This is a genomic window from Tamlana crocina (assembly GCF_012037625.1).
On record NZ_JAAVJS010000007.1, the window covers coordinates 143,936 to 164,890 of the forward strand.

The 20,955-nt window shown below is 37.7% G+C and carries 19 protein-coding genes; 13 read left to right on the plus strand and 6 right to left on the minus strand.

What is annotated here, in order from left to right; all coding sequences use genetic code 11:
• The first annotated feature begins 1 nt into the window (after position 1).
• The 3 genes from HC176_RS06870 to HC176_RS06880 all read left to right on the plus strand — a co-directional run bounded on the left by HC176_RS06870 (position 2) and on the right by HC176_RS06880 (position 3,605).
• Positions 2-622: an HAD family hydrolase gene (locus tag HC176_RS06870; RefSeq protein ID WP_167917451.1), complete on the plus strand. Its 621-nt coding sequence runs from the start codon at positions 2-4 to the stop codon at positions 620-622.
• Positions 619-960 (plus strand): arsenate reductase (glutaredoxin), encoded by a 342-nt coding sequence (gene arsC, locus HC176_RS06875; RefSeq protein WP_167917452.1) that lies wholly within the window; start codon positions 619-621, stop codon positions 958-960. The genes HC176_RS06870 and arsC overlap by 4 nt, the downstream gene beginning before the upstream one ends.
• Before the next feature lie 119 nt (positions 961-1,079).
• A complete protein-coding gene (locus HC176_RS06880) occupies positions 1,080-3,605 on the plus strand; it encodes a TonB-dependent receptor (protein WP_167917453.1) in 2,526 nt (841 codons plus the stop codon).
• A gap of 74 nt (positions 3,606-3,679) precedes the next feature.
• On the opposite strand, the gene HC176_RS06885 is transcribed toward HC176_RS06880, so the two are convergent.
• Both HC176_RS06885 and HC176_RS06890 read right to left on the minus strand, forming a co-directional pair.
• The gene (locus tag HC176_RS06885; protein ID WP_167917454.1) at positions 3,680-3,859 is read right to left on the minus strand and encodes an ATP synthase subunit B family protein; all 180 of its coding nucleotides are present in this window, start codon (positions 3,857-3,859) and stop codon (positions 3,680-3,682) included.
• Between the two features lie 94 nt (positions 3,860-3,953).
• Entirely contained in the window at positions 3,954-4,595 is a 642-nt protein-coding gene (locus HC176_RS06890; protein ID WP_167917455.1) for a peroxiredoxin, read from the minus strand.
• Between the two features lie 205 nt (positions 4,596-4,800).
• Here HC176_RS06890 and fumC point away from each other — a divergent pair, with 205 nt between their 5' ends.
• The 4 genes from fumC to HC176_RS06910 all read left to right on the plus strand — a co-directional run bounded on the left by fumC (position 4,801) and on the right by HC176_RS06910 (position 8,860).
• The gene (gene fumC, locus HC176_RS06895) at positions 4,801-6,198 is read left to right on the plus strand and encodes a class II fumarate hydratase (RefSeq protein WP_167917478.1); all 1,398 of its coding nucleotides are present in this window, start codon (positions 4,801-4,803) and stop codon (positions 6,196-6,198) included.
• Positions 6,199-6,386: 188 nt separating this feature from the next.
• Positions 6,387-6,953 carry an RNA polymerase sigma factor gene (locus HC176_RS06900; RefSeq protein WP_167917456.1) on the plus strand — a complete coding sequence of 189 codons (567 nt, stop codon included), beginning with the start codon at positions 6,387-6,389 and terminating at the stop codon, positions 6,951-6,953.
• Positions 6,940-7,692 (plus strand): hypothetical protein, encoded by a 753-nt coding sequence (locus HC176_RS06905; protein WP_167917457.1) that lies wholly within the window; start codon positions 6,940-6,942, stop codon positions 7,690-7,692. Before HC176_RS06900 ends, HC176_RS06905 begins: the two co-directional genes overlap by 14 nt.
• Positions 7,693-7,810: 118 nt before the next feature.
• The gene (locus tag HC176_RS06910) at positions 7,811-8,860 is read left to right on the plus strand and encodes a hypothetical protein (RefSeq protein ID WP_167917458.1); all 1,050 of its coding nucleotides are present in this window, start codon (positions 7,811-7,813) and stop codon (positions 8,858-8,860) included.
• Between the two features lie 76 nt (positions 8,861-8,936).
• Here the strand turns inward: HC176_RS06910 and katG are convergent, their stop codons facing one another.
• Positions 8,937-11,117, minus strand: coding sequence for a catalase/peroxidase HPI (gene katG / locus HC176_RS06915; protein ID WP_167917459.1), 2,181 nt, complete (start codon positions 11,115-11,117; stop codon positions 8,937-8,939).
• Positions 11,118-11,299: 182 nt separating this feature from the next.
• Positions 11,300-11,878 carry a fasciclin domain-containing protein gene (locus HC176_RS06920; RefSeq protein WP_167917460.1) on the minus strand — a complete coding sequence of 193 codons (579 nt, stop codon included), beginning with the start codon at positions 11,876-11,878 and terminating at the stop codon, positions 11,300-11,302.
• 169 nt (positions 11,879-12,047) lie between these two features.
• Here HC176_RS06920 and tpx point away from each other — a divergent pair, with 169 nt between their 5' ends.
• The 6 genes from tpx (at position 12,048) to ribB (ending at position 19,332) form a co-directional block, all read left to right on the plus strand.
• Positions 12,048-12,551, plus strand: a complete 504-nt coding sequence (gene tpx / locus HC176_RS06925; protein WP_167917461.1) for a thiol peroxidase — start codon at positions 12,048-12,050, stop codon at positions 12,549-12,551.
• Entirely contained in the window at positions 12,544-12,915 is a 372-nt protein-coding gene (locus tag HC176_RS06930) for a diacylglycerol kinase family protein (RefSeq protein WP_167917462.1), read from the plus strand. The genes tpx and HC176_RS06930 overlap by 8 nt, the downstream gene beginning before the upstream one ends.
• Before the next feature lie 108 nt (positions 12,916-13,023).
• Positions 13,024-15,426, plus strand: coding sequence for a DNA translocase FtsK (locus HC176_RS06935; protein ID WP_167917463.1), 2,403 nt, complete (start codon positions 13,024-13,026; stop codon positions 15,424-15,426).
• Between the two features lie 8 nt (positions 15,427-15,434).
• The gene (lolA1, locus tag HC176_RS06940) at positions 15,435-16,070 is read left to right on the plus strand and encodes an outer membrane lipoprotein periplasmic chaperone LolA1 (protein ID WP_167917464.1); all 636 of its coding nucleotides are present in this window, start codon (positions 15,435-15,437) and stop codon (positions 16,068-16,070) included.
• Between the two features lie 102 nt (positions 16,071-16,172).
• Positions 16,173-18,155, plus strand: coding sequence for an LptF/LptG family permease (locus tag HC176_RS06945; RefSeq protein WP_167917465.1), 1,983 nt, complete (start codon positions 16,173-16,175; stop codon positions 18,153-18,155).
• A gap of 16 nt (positions 18,156-18,171) precedes the next feature.
• Positions 18,172-19,332 (plus strand): 3,4-dihydroxy-2-butanone-4-phosphate synthase, encoded by a 1,161-nt coding sequence (gene ribB / locus HC176_RS06950; RefSeq protein WP_167917466.1) that lies wholly within the window; start codon positions 18,172-18,174, stop codon positions 19,330-19,332.
• Between the two features lie 84 nt (positions 19,333-19,416).
• On the opposite strand, the gene HC176_RS06955 is transcribed toward ribB, so the two are convergent.
• Positions 19,417-20,631, minus strand: a complete 1,215-nt coding sequence (locus HC176_RS06955) for a T9SS type A sorting domain-containing protein (RefSeq protein WP_167917467.1) — start codon at positions 20,629-20,631, stop codon at positions 19,417-19,419.
• Between the two features lie 121 nt (positions 20,632-20,752).
• Positions 20,753-20,929, minus strand: coding sequence for a hypothetical protein (locus tag HC176_RS06960; protein WP_167917318.1), 177 nt, complete (start codon positions 20,927-20,929; stop codon positions 20,753-20,755).
• Between the last annotated feature and the right edge of the window lie 26 nt (positions 20,930-20,955).

Below are 20,955 nucleotides of genomic sequence, written 5' to 3' on the forward strand. Positions count from 1 at the left end.
CATGGCAAAAATTAATACCATTATTTTTGATTTGGGCGGTGTTTTAATCGACTGGAATCCTGAGTATGTTTTCCTGAAAGCCTTTAATGGTGATAAGGAAAAAACAAAGTGGTTTTTGGAAAACATCTGTACTAGCGATTGGAACGAAAACCAAGATGGTGGCTATCCGTTAGCAAAAGCCACCGACGATTTGGTTAGAAAATTTCCGGAATACGAAGAATATATTCGGCTGTTTTACGGTGAATGGGAAGATATGCTCGGTGGCGCCATTGAAGGCACAGTTGACGCTTTTAAACAATTAATCGATTCTAAAGCATTTAAAATTGTCGCGTTAACAAACTGGAGTTCCGAAACCTTTCCCATTGCCCAAAACAGATTTCAGTTTTTAAAGTGGTTTGAAGGCATTGTCGTTTCTGGCGATGAAAAGACCAGAAAACCGTTTAAAGAAATTTACAACATCACTTTAAATCGCTTCAATATAACACCCGAAAAATCCATTTTTATTGACGACAATTTAAGGAATATTGAAGCCGCCCGCCAGTTGGGCATTAACGGCATTCATTTTAAAAACCCAGAGCAGCTTAAAGAAGCATTAAAAAACTATCAAATAAACTTATCATGATTACCATATACCATAACAACCGATGCACAAAATCCAGACAAGGCCTAGCGCTACTCGAAGAATCAGGAAAAGATTTTGAAGTTGTGAAATATTTGGAAAATACGCCCACCGAAAGCGAACTTAAAAACATTATTAATTTATTGGGCATTCCACCAATTGAGTTGGTTAGAAAAAATGAAGCCATTTGGAAAGAAAACTACAAAGGCAAAGATTTAAATGACACTGAAATCATTTCAGCTATGGTAAAAAATCCAAAACTTATTGAGCGTCCTATTGTGATAAATGGCGATAAAGCTGTAATTGGCCGACCCACTGAAAAGATTAGTGACATACTGTAATTGTATTTTTAAAATTTCTTCTTTTTAATTAACTTTAATTTAACAGGTTTCGCTTTAAACTAAAGGTCAATAATTCGGTCTATAGTTTGAGTGTTTATATGTATTAATCAAACCGAATCATGATCCGAACCATAGTTACTATCTTTTCTCTTTTTATTTTTTCAAATGCCTTTGCCCAACCTAAAAGCATCACAAATCCGCCCGACAAAAAAATAATTGTTTCAGGGAAAGTTATCGACAAAGAAACCCAACAGCCCCTGGAATATGCAACCGTGGCATTTTACAGCAAAGAAGAAGGGAAAATAGTTGAAGGCGGTATTACTGATTTAAAAGGAGAATTCAGTATCCAAGTAAAAAACGGACTCTACGATATTAGCATTGAATACATTTCGTATAAAAAAATCACACTCGAAAACAAAGAATTATCCAAAGACCTCAATTTGGGAACTATCCCACTAGAAATCAACATGGAAGCCCTCGAAGCCGTTGAAGTGATTGCCGAAAAAACTACCGTAGAAATAAAGCTTGATAAAAAAATATACAATATCGGTAAAGACCTCACCACTGCTGGTGGCACCGTAAGCGATGCCCTCAACAACGTGCCTTCCGTATCCGTCGATATTGAAGGTGGTATTAGCCTAAGAGGCAACGAAAATGTAAGGATTTTAATAAATGGAAAACCCTCGGCCATGGCCGGTTTTGGCGACACCAATGTATTGAGCCAACTGCCCGCCGAAGCTATCGAGCGGGTTGAAGTGATCACTTCGCCATCAGCCAGATACGATGCCGAGGGTACTGCCGGAATTTTAAATATCATTTTAAGACAAAAAGAAACTTTAGGCTTTAACGGTTCGGTGAATTTAACCATTGGAAATCCCGATAACGCTGGGCTTTCAGCCAACCTTAATTACCGTACCGAAAAGTTCAACTTATTTTCAAACTTAGGCTTTAGGTATTTTGATTCGCCAAGAAACAGTTTTAGTGATACCGATTATTTTAACACTGATGCTGATGAAGTTGATAGGGTTCGTGAAGACGAAGATGTTGAACGCCTTAACAGAAACTACAATGCCAGCTTTGGTATGGAGTATTTCCTATCAAAAAAAACCTCACTAACGGGTACTGTTTTTTATCGTTATGGCCAAGACAGAGATACGGGCATAAACATTAGCGATCGTTTTATCGATGATAATTTAGTAGAGCAAACCAGACGTGTGGAAAAGGAAAATGAAGATAGCGGAAATTTTCAATTCGCTTTAAATTACATTACAAAATTTGATGATAACGGTCACGAACTTACTGCCGACATTCAAATTGAAACCGGTAACGAGGAGCAGTTTACATATTATAACGAAGATTATATTATCAGCCAATCCAGTGCCGAACCTTTTCAAATTGAAAACATCACGCAAGATGAAGACGAAAACGAATCGTTATTTCAAATAGATTATGTGCTCCCCATAGGTGAAAATTCTAGATTTGAAGCTGGTTACAGGGGTAATTTCGAAAATTCGGTTACCGATTACTTATTGGAACAAGAAAACCTAGACAATGGCAATTTGGAAGTAAACGATGCGCTATCAAATGTTTTTGATTATACCGAAAACGTGAACGCTTTTTACTCGCAGTACGGCACCAAATTTGGTCAATTTTCATTTCTTTTAGGACTGCGTTTGGAAAACACACAGTTAAAAGGAAAAATAGATTCAAGATTAACTGCCCAAGAACTTGAAGATTTTTACGATTTCCCAATTGAGACTAATTTTAACAACAACTACCTGGGCCTCTTCCCTACAGTAAACCTTATTTATAATTTAGGTAATGACGATACCGATTCTGAAGAAAGCATTACGTTTGGCTACAACAGAAGAATTAACAGGCCACGTGGTTGGTTTATCAATCCCTTCCCATCGCGTTCCAGTAGAACCAATGTTTGGCAGGGCAACCCCAACTTAAACCCAGCTTTTGCCAGTGCTTTCGATTTGGGCTATTTAAAACGTTGGGACAAATTAACACTGACCACATCGATATATTACCAACACGAAACCGATTCGTTTGAACGTGTTGAGGAAAATACGGGATTGCAAACCACTGATGGTATCGATATCATTAGGACTATTCCTGTAAACTTATCGACCAACAAAAGAGCAGGTGGCGAATTTGGCTTACTTTACAATCCCAAAAAATGGCTAAGATTAAATTCTAGTTTTAATATTTTTCAATTTGAAACCGATGGTGATTTCAATGGTAAAGACTATAGCGTAAAAAACACAAGTTGGTTTGGTCGCTTGAGCAGTAAAGTAACATTGCCTGCAAAAATAGACTGGCAGACCAACGCCTTTTATATGGGGGCTAGAGAAAGTACGCAAGGTGAACGAGACGGTATTTTATCTATAGACCTCGCTTTTAGTAAGGAGATTTTCAATGACAATGCAACCATATCATTAAACGTGCGAGATCTGCTTAACTCCAGAAAGTACCAAGGTACCACGACTACCGATTCTTACGAAAGGTATAGTGAAAGACAATGGAGGCAACGCCAAATCAACGTGTCGTTTATGTACCGTTTCAATCAACAAAAGAAGCGCAACCAACGGAACAGAGGTGAGAATAACGGAGATGATGATGACGATATGGGGTTTTAACCCATCACATTGTCATAAACAAAAAAGGAAGTTCAAATTGAACTTCCTTTTTTGTTATTTAAATATTAGAGTGATTATTGAGCCGCTTCGCGTTTCGCTTTCTTTTCTTCTCTAATTTCTTTTAATCTTTCAATTAGCGAACCTCCAATCCAATAAGGAATTACAAAAGTTAACAAGAATATCATTAACCAAAACCCTATAGTTAAGATAGTTAAGAATGCTAAAAAGCCTAAATATTGGTCAAAATCAAACATAATAATAAGTGTCTTTTAAAAAATCTTACGCAAAGATAGTGCAAAGCCATTTGTTATACAATATCGACGTAATATTTATTAACAGAGTTTTCCACTAATTTAAATTAGGCTGTGGGGTCATTCTTAAATACGGTTTAACTTCTTTGTGTCCTTTTGGAAATAAATCTGGAATTTGCTCATTGGTCACCGCTGGTGAAATCACAACATCCTCACCATGCTTCCAGTTAGCTGGTGTGGCCACTTTATGGTAAGCCGTTAATTGCAAGGAATCAATGACACGAAGTAGTTCTTCAAAATTTCTTCCGGTTGAAGCCGGGTAGGTAATAATCAACTTTACCTTTTTATCGTCACCAATAACAAATACCGAGCGCACCGTAAATTTTTCACTGGCATTGGGGTGAATCATGTCATAAAGTTCAGAAACTTTTCTGTCTTCATCTGCAATAATCGGAAAATTTACCGTAGTGTTTTGGGTTTCGTTAATATCGTTTACCCAGCCTTTGTGAGATTCCAATCCGTCAACGCTAAGTGCTACCACTTTTACGTTACGCTTTTCGAACTCTTCTTTATATTTTGCCACAGTACCCAATTCGGTAGTACAAACGGGCGTGTAATCTGCCGGATGCGAAAAAAGTATACCCCAACTATCGCCTAGCCACTCATGAAAATTAATTACACCTTCGGTAGATTGTGCTGTAAAATTTGGGGCTTCGTCTCCTAATCTAATTGTTGCCATAATATTGTTTTTATTTAGTTAAAGTTATTAAAATCAAACACAAAACATGTTCATATTTGTAAAGCTAATGTACTTAATTGTTGGCTGTTTTTAAATTATAAACCGTTATTTATATGTTAAAAACCCTTAATAAAAACTCTAATTTTTACTACTTAAAGCTGTTAAAAACATTAAATTAGCGCTTTAAAATTTAATGACAATCAAAATGAGTTACCGAATAGAAAAAGACACCATGGGCGAGGTTAAAGTACCTGCCGATAAACTATGGGGCGCACAAACCGAGCGTTCCAGAAACAACTTTAAAATTGGCCCTGCGGCTTCTATGCCTTTAGAGATTGTTTACGGTTTTGCATACTTAAAAAAAGCCGCTGCTTATACTAATTGTGAGTTGGGTGTGTTGCCTGTTGAAAAGCGTGATTTAATTGCTAAAGTTTGTGATGAAATTTTAGAAGGCAAGCACGACGACCAATTTCCGTTGGTAATCTGGCAAACCGGTTCGGGTACGCAGAGTAACATGAACGTTAATGAGGTGGTTGCCAACCGCGCGCACCAATTGGCCGGAAAAGTAATTGGCGAAGGCGAGAAAACCATCCAGCCTAATGATGACGTTAACAAATCGCAATCTTCAAACGACACCTTTCCTACCGGTATGCACATTGCTGCTTACAAGAAAATAGTTGAAGTTACCATTCCTGGGGTAAAGCAATTGCGCAATACGCTGAAGAAAAAATCGGATGCCTTTAAAAATGTGGTTAAGATAGGTAGAACCCACTTAATGGATGCTACACCTTTAACTTTGGGTCAGGAACTTTCTGGTTACGTGGCGCAATTGGATTACGGGTTAAAAGCCCTAGAAAACACCTTAGCACACTTAAGTGAATTGGCACTTGGCGGAACTGCCGTTGGTACTGGACTGAACACACCAAAAGGCTACAGCAAGCGTGTAGCTGAATACATTGCTGAGTTTACCGGACTTCCGTTTGTAACGGCTCCCAATAAATTTGAAGCATTAGCGGCGCACGATGCTCTGGTTGAAACCCATGGTGCTTTAAAGCAATTAGCGGTGTCTTTAAATAAAATAGCCAACGATATTAGATTGATGGCCTCTGGCCCACGTTCGGGAATTGGAGAAATTATTATTCCTGCCAACGAACCAGGAAGTTCCATTATGCCCGGAAAAGTCAACCCCACACAATGTGAAGCTTTAACTATGGTTTGTGCCCAAGTTATGGGTAACGATGTTACGGTTTCTGTCGGCGGTTTACAAGGTCATTACGAGCTTAACGTATTCAAACCAGTAATGGCTGCCAATGTGTTGCAATCGGCTGAACTTATTGGAAATGCCTGCGTAAGTTTTGATGAAAACTGTGCTGTTGGCATCGAGCCAAACCACGATGTGATTACCAAATTATTGAATAATTCATTAATGCTTGTTACGGCTTTAAACACTAAAATAGGCTATTACAAGGCTGCAGAAATAGCAAACACGGCCCATAAAAACGGCACCACTTTAAAAGAGGAAGCCATTAATTTAGGCTATGTTACTGCCGAAGAATACGACGAATGGGTAAAACCCGAGGATATGGTAGGTAGTTTAAAATAAAAAAATTACCCTATTACGATAGAAAAAGCAACCACTTCAAAAACGAGGTGGTTGCTTTGTTTTTAGCCATTTTTAACCACTAATATCCTTAACCTTAAATCTGAATTTTGAAAAAAAATTATACCCCTAGGCAACCCTTAGTAAAAAAATAGCGTCTGTATAAATAGAAAGCTAAAATGAAATCTTTTTTGAAAGTCATACAACTCCATAAAAACGAAACGCAGCTTATAAAAAAGGCCGTTAAACAGAATCGTGAAGCGCAACACGTTCTGTTTGAGATGTATGCTCCAAAAAAGTTGAGCGTTTGCAGATACTATATAAAAGACCTGCAACATGCCGAAAACGTGATGCTCGATGGTTTTTTTAAAGTTTTCAAAAACCTATCCAGTTTTAAAAATGAAGGCAGTTTTGAAGGGTGGATCCGAAAAATTATGGTTCGTCAGTCTATTTCCTTTTTAAGGCAACAAAAAAAGATTGAGTTTTCAATGGAAGACATTCCGGTCCAAGACGCTTACGCAGACCACATCAATGTTGATATTGAAGTCAGCATGATTCAAGAATTAATCGACGGACTTCCCGAGGGCTACAAAGTGGTTTTCATCATGTATGCCATTGAAGGCTACAAACATCCTGAAATAGCCAAAATGCTCAACATATCGGAAGGCACATCAAAATCGCAACTGTTTAAAGCACGAAAAATGCTTCAGGAAAAAATTAGAAAGATAAATAAAGTAACGAGTTATGGCACCACTTAAATACGAAGAGGAGTTAAAAAACAAGCTGGAAAAACGCAATTTACAGCCCTCAAAACAAGCTTGGGAAAGACTCTCAAACCGTTTGGATAATGAACTAAAGCCCAATAACAACAAACTTTATTGGTGGTTGGGCGTGGCCGCAAGCTTTATTGGTGTAGCATTTGTGGTAACTCAATTTTTCAGCACCAATAACACGATTGAAAAAGAACAAAAAATAGTTACAACTCCAAAAACTGAACAGAACGAGATCATACCAAACAACAACATTGAAGATGTAAAAATGGTTGATGCCCAAAAACCAGAACCAAAACCCATGAAAATGCAGCCCACTGAAAAGGCCGCAAATAAAACCAGCACAATTACTCCAGATTTTAACAATACCCAAACAGAGATTGTTTCTGCACCCGAAAAGTCAAACACTGAGGTTTTAAACAAATCGCCCAATAATTCACCTTTAACATTCGAGGAACAAAAAATACAAGATGTGGTGGCGCAGATTCACGAACTCAAACAAACCCAAGAGGTAACAGATGCCGATATCGATGCGCTCTTAAAAAAGGCCGAACGGGAAATAAAATTAAATCGAATAATCGACAAAAACACTGGCGTTGTTGATGCCAACGCTTTACTTGAAGATGTTGAGGCCGAACTCGACCAATCCTTTAGGACCAAAGTTTTTGAAGCCATAAAAGCAAGCTACAACACTGTAAAAACTGCGGTTGCCCAACGCAACGATTAGTAATTTCCATCAAATTTAAATACTGAAAATCAATCAATCAATCAATCAATCAATCAATCAATCAATCAATCAATCAATCAAAGCTAAAACCAATTTAGCCCATTAAAAACGAACAGTTATGCAAACAATTATTAAGTACTTAATATCACTGGTATTCACGTTATGCGTGCAACTCATCCCTGCACAAAAAAGTATTCCGGCCATCAAGAACGAAAAAAATATTGAGATGTTGGAAAAAGTCAAATTAACCATTGAAAAAGAAGAAAAAGAACATTTAAAAGCTGAAGTTGAAGCTATCAACGCGAAGGTTGAAAACGGCGAAATCACTTTAAAAGAGGCACAGGAATTAAAAATGGAAGCAGCCAAAATAGCGGCTTTGAATATTGAAAACCGAATAGCCATAGCTAACAATAAAATTGAACTTTTAAAGCGTAATGATTACGGCTTGAACAAAACCGCAAACAAACACGTTTTTGGCATCGTCATTAATGATGAGCCATATACTATTACCCAACCCAAAAAATATGACAGACGCACCAGTAGCGAGTTCGTTTTGGCTTTTGGACTAAACAATGCCATTATTGAGGGTGAAAGTTTAGACGATTCGTCATATAAATTTGGTGGTTCACGCTTCTTTGAAGCAGGTTGGGCTTGGAAAACCCGAGTTTTTGAAAACTCAAATTTTTTGAGACTTAAATATGGGGTTTCTTTTCAAATAAACGGACTAAAACCAAACGATAACCAATATTTTGTTCAACAAAATGACCAAACTTTTCTAGAGGAATTTCCTTCTAATCTTAAAAAATCAAAACTATCGATAACTAATTTGGTGTTTCCCGTTCATTTTGAATTAGGGCCTTCAAAAAAGATTGAGCGCGACAACTATTTTAGATATTCAACAAGTAATAAGTTCAAAATAGGTTTTGGTGGTTATGGCGGTTTTAATGTTGGTACTCGCCAAAAACTCAAATATACTATGGATGGCGAACGTAAAAAAGACAAACAGAAACACAGTTTTAATACTTCAAATTTAGTTTACGGAATAAGTGGTTACATTGCTTTTGACGATGTTGCACTATATGCCAAATACGATTTGTCTCCCCTATTTAAAGACCAATTTGCAGACCAAAACAATATTTCCATAGGGCTAAGATTTGATATGGATTAACAAAAAAAAGGTACTGCTTTTGTTTTAAAAGCAGCACCTTTTTAATTTCTAATCATCAGTAATTCAATCTGAAAGTTTACAGATCAAAACGATCGGCATTCATTACTTTTACCCAAGCATCAACAAAATCGTTTACAAATTTTTCCTTACTGTCATCTTGAGCATACACTTCGACATAAGATCTTAAGATAGAATTTGAACCAAAAACAAGATCAATACGAGTGGCCGTCCATTTCACTTCACTTGTTTTACGATTTAGAATTTCATAAATACCGTCTTTTGCAGGTTTCCATTTATAGGCCATATCGGTTAAATTCACAAAGAAATCATTGGTCAAAGCACCTTCGTTTTCCGTAAACACGCCATGCTTTGTGCCGCCATGGTTTGTCCCTATAATACGCATACCGCCAATTAAAGCAGTCATTTCGGGAGCGGTCAGTCCCATGAGTTGTGCACGGTCTAAAAGCAATTCCTCCGGACTTACCACATATTCTTCTTTCTGCCAATTTCTAAAACCATCGGCTTTTGGCTCCAAATATTCAAAAGACTCCACGTCGGTCATTTCTGCCGTAGCATCGCCACGCCCTGGAGCAAATGGCACACTAACGTTCATTCCTGCATTTTTAATGGCTTTTTCAACGCCCACATTTCCAGCTAAAACAATAGTATCGGCAACGCTAATTCCAAATGCTTTGGCAATCGGTTCGAGTACAGACAATACTTTTTGTAATCGTTTTGGTTCGTTTCCAGACCAATCTTTTTGAGGTGCTAAACGGATTCGAGCACCATTGGCTCCGCCTCTAAAATCTGAACCTCTAAATGTTCTGGCACTGTCCCAAGCTGTTGAAACCATGTCAGAAATGCTTAATCCTGAATCCAAAATTTTAGCTTTAACCGCCTCAACGTCGTAATCTTTCTTTCCTTTCGGAATAGGATCTTGCCAGATTAAATCTTCTTGAGGTAGATCGGGACCAAACCAACGATCTTTAGGCCCCATGTCGCGGTGCGTTAATTTAAACCAAGCACGGGCAAAAGCATCTGAAAACCCTTCAAAATCTTCTTTAAATTTTAATGAAATCTCCCTATAAATTGGGTCCATTTTCATGGCCATATCGGCATCGGTCATTGCTGGATTATTACGGATTGAAGAATCTTCAACATCAACCGGCTTATCTTCTTCTGCAATACTTACGGGTTCCCACTGCCAAGCTCCCGCAGGACTTTTCACCGACTCCCACTCATGGTTGAATAGCATCTCGAAATAACCGTTATCCCATTTAGTTGGATGGGTAGTCCACGCCCCTTCAATACCACTAGTAACAGCATCACGCCCTACACCAGTTTTAGTTGGGTTTGCCCATCCAAAACCTTGCTCTTCCACATTGGCTGCTTCTGGATCAGCTCCTAAAATACTGGCATCACCATTACCGTGCATTTTACCCACGGTATGTCCACCAGCAGTTAGTGCTACCGTTTCTTCATCGTTCATCGCCATACGCTTAAAGGTTTCACGCACTTGTGCTCCCGTTTTTATAGGGTCTGGATTTCCATTAACGCCTTCCGGATTCACATAAATAAGTCCCATTTGTACCGCTGCCAACGGATTTTGCATGGTATTGGGTTTATCTACGCTATCGTAACGCTCATCACTTGGCGCTAACCATTCTTTTTCAGCTCCCCAATAAATGTCCTTTTCAGGGTGCCATATATCTTCTCGTCCAAAAGCGAATCCGTAACTTTTCAGCCCCATACTTTCATAGGCCATTGTACCGGCTAAAATGATTAAATCTGCCCAACTAACTTTATTGCCATATTTTTTCTTTATTGGCCAAAGTAAACGTCGTGCTTTATCCAAACTTGCGTTATCGGGCCAAGAGTTAAGTGGCGCAAATCGTTGGTTTCCGGTACCTCCGCCTCCACGGCCATCGGCTACTCTGTACGTTCCCGCTGCATGCCAAGCCATTCTAATCATTAAACCTCCGTAATGCCCCCAATCGGCAGGCCACCAATCTTGACTGTCAGTCATCAAATTACGGACATCATTCTTCAATGCTTCAACATCCAGTTTTTTTAATTCTTCTTGGTAATTAAAATCTTTTCCAAACGGGTTAGTTTTGGTGTCGTGCTGGTGTAAAATATCCAAGTTTAAAGTTTCGGGCCACCATTCTGTAACCGTTTTACTAGAAGCAGTGTTACTTCCGTGGCCAAAAGGACACTTACCCATTGACGAACCATTTGAGTGCATTTTATTCTCCATTATTAATTTGATTTTATTAGTTGTTCATTTCCATAAAATTAATAATTTTAAACCTGAATCTATACGAAATTCATTTTTTTAAACTATCCATTTATTGGAAAAAACTATCAATATTATATAAAACAATAAAAAAAAGCCATCTAAAAAGAATGGCTTTAAATTAATAACTATACTATCTTTTTTTAAGACTTAGGCAATAATACCGTATCAATGACATGGATAACGCCATTAGATTGGTTTACATCTGCAATAGTAACTTGTGCTGAGTTTCCATTCTCATCAGTAACATAAACATTGTGGTTTTTAATCCAAGTTGTTAGCTTTCCACCGCTCACGGTTTCTATTTCAGCTTTTCCGCTACCTTTTTTTATCATGCCCATAATGTCTTTAGCGCTCCATTTTCCTGAAACCACATGATATTTTAGAATATTCTGTAATGAAGCCATGTTTTCTTTCATAAGTAAACTATCTACTGTTCCATCGGGTAGTTTACTAAAGGCATCATTTGTTGGTGCAAAAACAGTAAAAGGGCCTTTGCTTTTTAAAACTCCAACTAAATCGGCTGCTTTTACAGCTGCAACTAAAGTGGTGTGATCTTTTGAATTAACAGCATTATCAATAATGTCTTTACTTGGGTACATTTCAGCACCACCAACCATTTTGGTATCTTCCTTCATCGTGCTATTTTGAGCCGTGATGTATTGACTTGTAAACAATGATAGTGTAAAAACAAATGCGGCAATTAAATTTGACTTTTTCATAATTTTGATTTTTTAGATTATACACTACAAACGATTTATGAAACTTAACGGTTTTTAAAAACAGATGCTTTAACACAATATTAACAAACGGGCTTAAATTTCACTTATCATTTTCAATTTAACGCACAATTATTCCTTATTTTTATCACTTAATTTAAAACAAAATAACATGGCAACTATCACTTTAAAAGGAAACAAAATAAACACCGCTGGAAACTTACCTGAAACCGGAAGTAAAGCTCCCGATTTTTTATTGACAGCAACCGACCTATCCACCAAAAGTTTAACCAACTACAAAGGCAGCAAACTGGTATTGAACATTTTTCCGAGTTTAGATACAGGCACTTGTGCCGCATCAGTAAGACAATTTAACAAAGAAGCCAGCGAATTGGAAAACACTAAAGTACTTTGCATATCTCGCGATTTGCCTTTTGCGCAGTCCCGTTTTTGTGCCGCAGAGGGCATTGAAAATGTAGAGAGTTTATCGGACTTTAAAACCGGGCAATTTGGAAAAGACTACGGATTGGAGTTTGTTGATGGCCCATTGGAAGGCCTGCACTCCCGCTGCGTGGTGGTTTTAGATGAAAACGGCACGGTAAAATACACCGAACAAGTAAGCGAAACCGTAGATGAACCCAACTACAAAGCAGCACTAGAAGCTCTTTATGAATAATAAAAAAGAACCACTTTTAATTAACCGGGCAAAAAGTGTGCGCTACGCCTTTAAAGGTGCGTTGTTGTTATTAAAGACCGAACCCAGTATAAAGATTCAGTTTTGTATAGCTGTATTGGTTTCCATAGCTGGTTTTTACTTTGAAATTTCAACCACCGAGTGGATGATACAAATTCTAGCCATCGCATTGGTAATGAGTATTGAAGGCGCCAATACAGCCATTGAGGAAATAGCCAACTTTATACACCCGGAATACCACATTAAAATAGGCAAAATAAAAGATTTAGCAGCAGGGGCGGTTTTTATCGCCTCTGTTTTTGCTGTAATTGTGGGGCTGATCATTTACCTTCCGAAGATTTTTTAAAATAATATTCCCTCTAGGATAAACGTTAGTAATTTGTATTTTTGCTGAGTTGTTAAACCATTTAGCATTAAACCCATTCAATAACTTCAATTCCACATTCCCGCATTAATGGCCAAAAGGAAAACCAAATCTAAACCAACAACAAAAAAAAGGTTGGCACTGCCAAAATTTAACCTAAACAACCAACAAAAATTGGTTTTGGGCAGTTTCTTGGCTATATTAGGTTTGCTCCTTTTTATTGCTTTTGTATCGTTTTTGTTTACGGGCAAAGCAGACCAAAGTGTACTTACGGAATTCACGTCTCGTGAAGTAAAAACACAAAACTGGCTTAGTAAATCGGGGGCTTGGCTCAGCGATTTTTTTATCCAACGTGGTTTTGGGGTAGCTTCATTTATATTTTCAGGATTGGTTTTTCTATCGGGTGTTTATGTGCTCATGAACATCAACAAAGCCAAACTGAGAAAACATTGGTTTTGGGGCATCCTTATTATAATATGGACATCGATTCTTTTAGGATTCTTTGGCGGCAAAAACGATATTTTAGGAGGTACGGTTGGGTTTGAACTCAACACTTTTTTACAAGATTACATCGGAAAAATTGGTGTTGCCCTACTTCTTTTATTCGGATTGATTACCTATTTGGCAATTCGTTTTAAGCTCACTTTCGAAAGTTTTTCAAAGCTTTTTAAATCGGCCAAGAAAGACATTAAAGAAGAACTTTCAAGCATGAAAGAAGATGTTATAGCGCCTTTGGACAACAATTTAACGGAAGAAGCCGAAGCCATAAAATCGGCTTTCGAAATTCCTTTGGATGATGATGAAGAAGAAGATATTGAACCCGAATTAAAACCTGTTAAGGACACTAAAAAGGAAACACCTGCTCCTTTGGAAGTTCGTGTAAACGAAAGTGAAGACGAAGAAACAGACCTTGAAATAAAAGTTGAAGAAGTAAAGGAAGAAATCTCAGAAACCGATAACCTTGCCAATAAATTGGTTGAGGATTTTGGACAATTCGACCCTACTTTAGAATTGGCTAAATACCAATTCCCTACCCTAGAGCTTCTTAAAAAATACGATACCGAAGGCATTAAAATCAACCAAGAAGAGCTTGAGGAAAACAAAAACCGTATTGTTGAAACCCTCAGCAACTATAAAATTGGTATTTCCAGCATTAAAGCTACCATTGGGCCAACGGTAACACTTTATGAAATTGTGCCCGATGCCGGTATCCGAATTTCAAAAATTAAAAACCTGGAAGACGATATTGCTTTATCGCTGTCTGCTTTGGGTATTCGAATTATTGCGCCAATTCCCGGAAAAGGAACTATCGGTATTGAAGTGCCCAATAAAAACTCGACTATTGTTTCCATGCGCTCGGTCATTGCATCGAAGAAATTCCAAAATTCTGAAATGCACCTCCCTATCGCCCTCGGAAAAACCATTAGCAACGAAACCTTTGTGGTCGATTTGGCAAAAATGCCGCACTTGCTTATGGCCGGTGCCACGGGGCAAGGTAAATCGGTGGGGCTCAACGCCGTTCTTACCTCACTGCTTTATAAAAAACATCCTGCCGAGGTGAAATTCATTTTGGTAGATCCGAAAAAAGTTGAATTGACGCTCTTCAATAAAATTGAGCGCCACTATTTGGCGAAACTGCCCGATAGCGAAGATGCCATTATTACCGATAATACCAAGGTTATCAATACGCTAAATTCGTTGTGCATTGAAATGGACAACCGCTACGAGTTGTTGAAAAACGCCATGTGCCGAAACATTGTGGAGTACAATGCTAAATTCAAGGCAAGAAAATTAAACCCGAACGATGGCCATCAATTTTTACCATATATTGTTTTGGTTGTGGATGAGTTTGCAGATTTGATTATGACAGCCGGTAAAGAGGTAGAAACCCCTATAGCCCGTTTAGCACAGCTGGCTCGTGCCATTGGTATCCATTTAATTATCGCCACGCAACGTCCGTCTGTTAACGTTATTACGGGTATCATCAAAGCTAACTTCCCAGCTCGAATCGCATTTAGGGTAACTTCAAAAATCGATTCCCGAACCATTTTGGATGGTTCAGGTGCCGATCAACTTATTGGCCGTGGTGATATGCTTTACACGCAAGGTAATGACCTTATTCGTGTGCAATGTGCCTTTGTGGATACTCCCGAAGTGGAACGCATTACCGATTTTATCGGTTCACAAAAAGCCTACCCCGATGCTTATATGCTTCCCGAGTACGTTGGCGAAGAAAGTGGCACAGGTATTGATGTAGATATAGCCGATCGCGACGCCCTATTTAAAGATGCAGCCATAGTAATTGTAACGGCACAACAAGGTTCGGCTTCGCTATTGCAAAGAAAATTAAAATTGGGCTACAACCGTGCCGGACGTTTAATCGACCAATTGGAGGCTGCAGGCATTGTTGGTCCTTTTGAAGGCAGTAAAGCCAGACAGGTTTTGGTGCCCGATATTACAGCTTTAGAAAAACTTTTAGAAAACGAAATATAACATTGAAAATGAAAAAATTATTTGCTTTTGCAATACTTATCCTTTCCGTTAACGCTTTTGCACAAAATAAAGCCAAAACACTTTTAAACGAAGTTTCAGAAAAGGTAAAAACCTATGAGAATATTTCACTCGATTTTAAATATACTTTAGAAAACCTTTCTGAAAACATCAAACAGGAAACCAAAGGCGATGTGGTTTTAGAGGGTGAAAAATACCGTTTGAATATTTTGGGCGTTACCCGCCTTTTTGATGGTAAAACCCTTTACAGCATTAGTCCAGAAGATGAAGAAGTGACCATAACTTCTAATATTGATGAAGAAAACGATGCCATTACGCCCAGTAAAATGCTGTCGTTTTACGAAGATGGCTACACCTACAAAACCGATATTCAGCAAAATATCAATGGAAGAAAAATTCAATACGTAAAATTAACCCCCATCGATTCGAATTCAGAAATCAAAAATATCCTCTTAGGCATCGATGCCAATACCAAACATATTTACAATTTAATTCAGGTAGGCAAAAACGGAACAAAAACCACACTAACCGTTAATTCTTTTAAAACGAATACGCCCATATCAAAAAGCTTGTTTACCTTTGATGCCAGTAAATACAAAGACTATTACATTAATAAATTAGACTAAAACAACGGTCTGATTTATTAACCATATTTCAAAAAACATCAACAATTTCGAGATGTTTCCGCAAACAAGAAAAACGGTTGCATCCCGATTATCGCTTAACGAGTGAAAATTTTAGATCGCTACATACTAACAACCTACTTAAAAACCTTTTTCAGCGTGTTTATTATACTCATGCTGATTTTTATTTTACAGACCATTTGGCTCTACATAAAAGAATTGGCGGGTAAAGATTTAGATCTTATCGTGATTGTTAAGTTTTTGTTGTATTTTATGCCAAAGCTTATTCCTTTGGTGTTACCGCTTACCATCTTGCTTTCATCCATTATGGTATTTGGTAGCTTTGCCGAAAATTATGAGTTTGCTGCCATGAAATCTACTGGGATTTCATTGCAGCGTGCCATGTCTGGGCTCAGTATTTTTATTGTCATATTGGGTATTATTACCTTTTTCTTTTCCAATAACGTGATTCCGTGGGCCGAACTCAACTCTTATAATTTACGGCGGAACATCGCTAAGTTAAAACCAGCCATGGCTATTGCCGAAGGGCAGTTCAATGCTATTGAAGGCACCGATTACAATATTAAAGTTGAAAAGAAAAGTGGTGACCGCGGACAATTTTTGGAAGATGTTACCATACATATAAAAGGCAATAACGGACGAAAAAACACCACAGTAATAAAATCGAAAACCGGTGAGTTAACCAGTGCGGAAAATTCAAACGTTTTAAAGCTTATCCTTCTCGATGGCAACCTATACCAAGATGTAGAAACCAAAAACTTAAAAACTAGAGAGCGGCAACCCTTCGCCAAAAGTGCTTTTGAAAAGAAGATTATCAACATTGATTTGTCGAATATGAATCAAGTTGATTTTGATGAGCAATCGCAAACCGATAAGTACAATATGCTCGATGTGGTGGATTTGAACAAAACCATCGATTCGCTCGTTAAAAAAAGTGATGAAGAGCATGAAACTTTTGCGAAAAATTTAGAGGTAAGATCGGGCCTGCCACAAATTCAAAAAACGCCCGTCAATTCTAAAAAGAACGATAGCATAACAGAAGAATATACCGGCGTTATCCTAAATATTTTCGATACTAAAAAGAAAATCGAATTGGTGGAATCGGCGTTGCGAACCATTGCGTCTTCTAAGCAACTCATTTCATCCAAAGAAGTCACTTTAAAAAACTCTAAGTCATGGCTTAACAAACACGTTATCTCGTTCCACGAAAAGTTTGCTTTAGCCTTTGCCTGTATTATCTTGTTTTTTGTGGGTGCTCCATTGGGCGCTTTAATTAGAAAAGGTGGTATTGGGCTGCCCATGGTTATTGCCATTGTGTTGTTTTTATCCTATCATTTCATTGGTATTTTTGCAACCAATAGCGCTAAAAATGGTGGATTCAACCCCATTTTAGCCAGTTGGTTTTCTACATTGGTGATGTTGCCGTTGGGCATCTTTTTAACCAAAAGAGCCACGGAAGATAAAGGTCTATTTGATTTTGATAGCGTATTTCAACCTCTTAAACGCATCTTTAAAATAAAGGAAAAAAACTCAGTTGATTATAAATTCCTTTCCAACCAAAAAAACGAAGAACTTGTCGATATTATCAATAATTACGAAAGTTTAGGCCATGAAGAACCAGTTCGTTTTGAAGCCATAAAGGTTTTAAAGGCAAGAGGTATTAACACACATCAATTAAAAGATAATGGTGTTATAATTCAAGATGATTTCCAAAAATCTGAACAAATAGTCAAAGATTACCACGACCACGTAAAATTTGCAAAAACACTCTATTTTATTGGGGTTATATTACTGATTTTGTTCTTTGTATTTAGAAACAACAAACTGCCTTCGTTGGCCGATTCGGCCATTCAGCTTAGTGTAGTGTCCTTAATCCTATTTGTGGTTTATTGCATTAAATCCATAAAAAACACCTTTCAGTTTTATAAGCACATCAACAAACCTCGTAAAAGGCCAAAGCTTTTACTTTTAATAATTGGGCTTCCGCTTTACATGATAACCTTTCTTTTCCTCAACCAAAAAATAAAGGAAGACTTAAAACGAAACTGTTTAGATTCTTTAAAATAAGCAATATCTTTGCAAAATGACAACAGAAACCACGACACAGAAAAACGCTTCTGATATACAACTGAATACCATTCAGGAAGCTATTGATGATATAAGAAACGGAAAAGTTATTATTGTTGTTGATGACGAAAACCGTGAAAATGAAGGTGATTTTTTAGCTGCTGCCGATAAAGTAACCCCAGAGGTTATTAACTTTATGGCTACTCAAGGACGCGGATTGATATGTGTGCCACTTACTGAGACCCGATGCAAAGAACTCGATCTCGATATGATGGTTAGAAACAATACCGACCATATGGAAACGGCCTTTACGGTGTCTGTCGATTTAAGAGGTAATGGGGTTACTACAGGAATTTCAGCCAGCGACAGATCGAAAACCGTAAAAGCATTAATTGACCGTGATACCAAACCGTTTGAACTGGCTCGACCAGGACATATTTTTCCATTGGTAGCCAAAGAAGGTGGCGTTTTAAGAAGAACAGGACATACCGAAGCGGCCATTGATTTTGCTAGGCTAGCCGGATTAAATCCAGCAGGGGTTATTGTTGAAATTATGAACGAAGACGGCTCGATGGCCCGATTGCCACAGCTTTATGACATCGCGAAGAAACTCGATTTAAAAATCGTTTCTATTGAAGACCTAGTGGCTTACCGAATGCAGCACGATTCGTTGATTGAGAAAAAAGAAGATTTCGATATCGAAACCCGTTTTGGTAATTTTAGGTTGCGCGCTTACCAACAAACCACCAACGAACAAGTGCATATCGCACTTACAAAAGGCCAATGGAAAGATAACGAGGAGATTCCAACACGAATCAATTCTACATTAGTTAATAACGATATACTCGGTACATTAACCAACGATGCCGATAAACAATTGGACAATATGTTTAAAGTGGTTAATGACGCTGGAAAAGGCGCTATCATTTTTATAAATCAGGAATCGCAATCTACCAATATCCTAAAGCGACTATCCTACTTAAAAGCCGAACAAAAACCAAACACTATTGCAAAAGCACCTAAAATAGCTATGGATAATAGAGATTTTGGTATTGGGGCACAAATACTGCACGACCTCAACATCCACAAACTCCGCTTAATTTCTAACTCCGGAGAAACCAAACGTGTGGGGCTTATCGGCTACGGTTTGGAGATTGTAGATTATCTAAAGTACTAAAAAAAGAGGGCTCCCACCCTCTTTTTTCCAACTTTACGTTGGTCTCCCTAATTGATTAATAGCGCTCAATTAATTTTAAATATTTTATTGTTTTACCATTTTATAAACCTTTTGGTCATTCAACCGTAAAAAGTAGATGCCCGAGCTTAAATTTTGTAAAGACATTTTCAATTTCTTTGTTCCGATTTTAATTGACTCTTGTTTCACTTTATTTCCATAAGCATCAAACAGCACAACATTTAATGGTGATTTTAATAAGTTGTTCACTTTAATGGTTACGTCGTCTATAACCGGATTAGGATAAACCCTTATATTTTCGGCTTGAAGATTTGAACCTTCAACATTTAAACCGCCTTCTTCCGACCAAAATTTAACCAATCTTAAAAATCCTTCCCACATCTCGGTTGAAGCATTCCACGATTCAAAAATCAATTCAATTTCGTTGTTATTGGTGTCAAAACCTCTCAGCTGACGATATGAGTTTTCCCATTCTTCGGTGCTACTGTTCCATTCCTGCCCCAAAATTTCAACTAGATTGTTATTGCCGTCATAGGTGTTCTCCACCCTTACCGTGTTTACCCATGAACCCGATGCAATAGTCTGCTCGGTTACTACCGTGGGCAAATTACTTTCGTTATAGTCAATAATGGTTTGGCGGTAAGGCGTACCCCATTCCATTGAACTGACACTCCAGCCATAAATTTCAATTAGAATAATCTGCTCATCGATATTGTAGGTATATTTTTTACGTTCTTCATTTTCCCAATCTGTAATGACATCACGCCATTCTTCCAATATTTCAAATTCAAGAAGGTTATCGGCGTCGTACAAGTAATTTAAACGTTGATCGTTAACCATCATCAAAGTGGCGAAATCAAGTTTGGTGCTATGGTCCTCAACAATATCGTTTCGTAAATTATATTCATAAACATTCTCGTTGAAAACCATCCAATTGCCCCCCGAATATATGGCATAACTAAATGTTTTGGTGTTGTTCGAAGCATCGTAGGTGTAACTATCCCTCGATCCGTTATTCCACATATCGTCTCCCCAATTTTGTAATATGCTTTCCGTTAAATTGTTATTACCATCGTACGACTTGTTGAATTGATAAAAATTTTCCCAAACATCTCCGTTTAAAACAAGGCGTAAAAGATTGGTTTCTTTTATTCCGCCGTTATCGTATTTATAAAGGTCTCTTGTATTATGTTTCCAATCGGTTAGACCTTCATCCCACGAATATTGATGAATAGAATCTAACTTAAAGGTAGGTTGCGCGCACAAATGTACGAGGGACAAAAAAAGGGTGATTATATTTATGTAAAAGCAACGCATTTTAATGGACTGTTTTTGAATAATAAGGGGACAACTCTACATTATTTTGTTATCCCCTTATTAAAGGATTGATTAATAGCCTCTTTTATTCCTTATTGATAGTTATCGTTTTAACTACTTTGTTTTTCAGTAAAATATGTAGGATGTAAGTACCTTTTTCCAAATGGTCAATACTCATATATATTTTTTCCTCATTTTTATCTGCGACAGAATCGACCATTTCAAACCTGGCATAATTGTTTTGTTCAACTAAGGTACACACAGAATTTCTATAACGATAGAAGATAT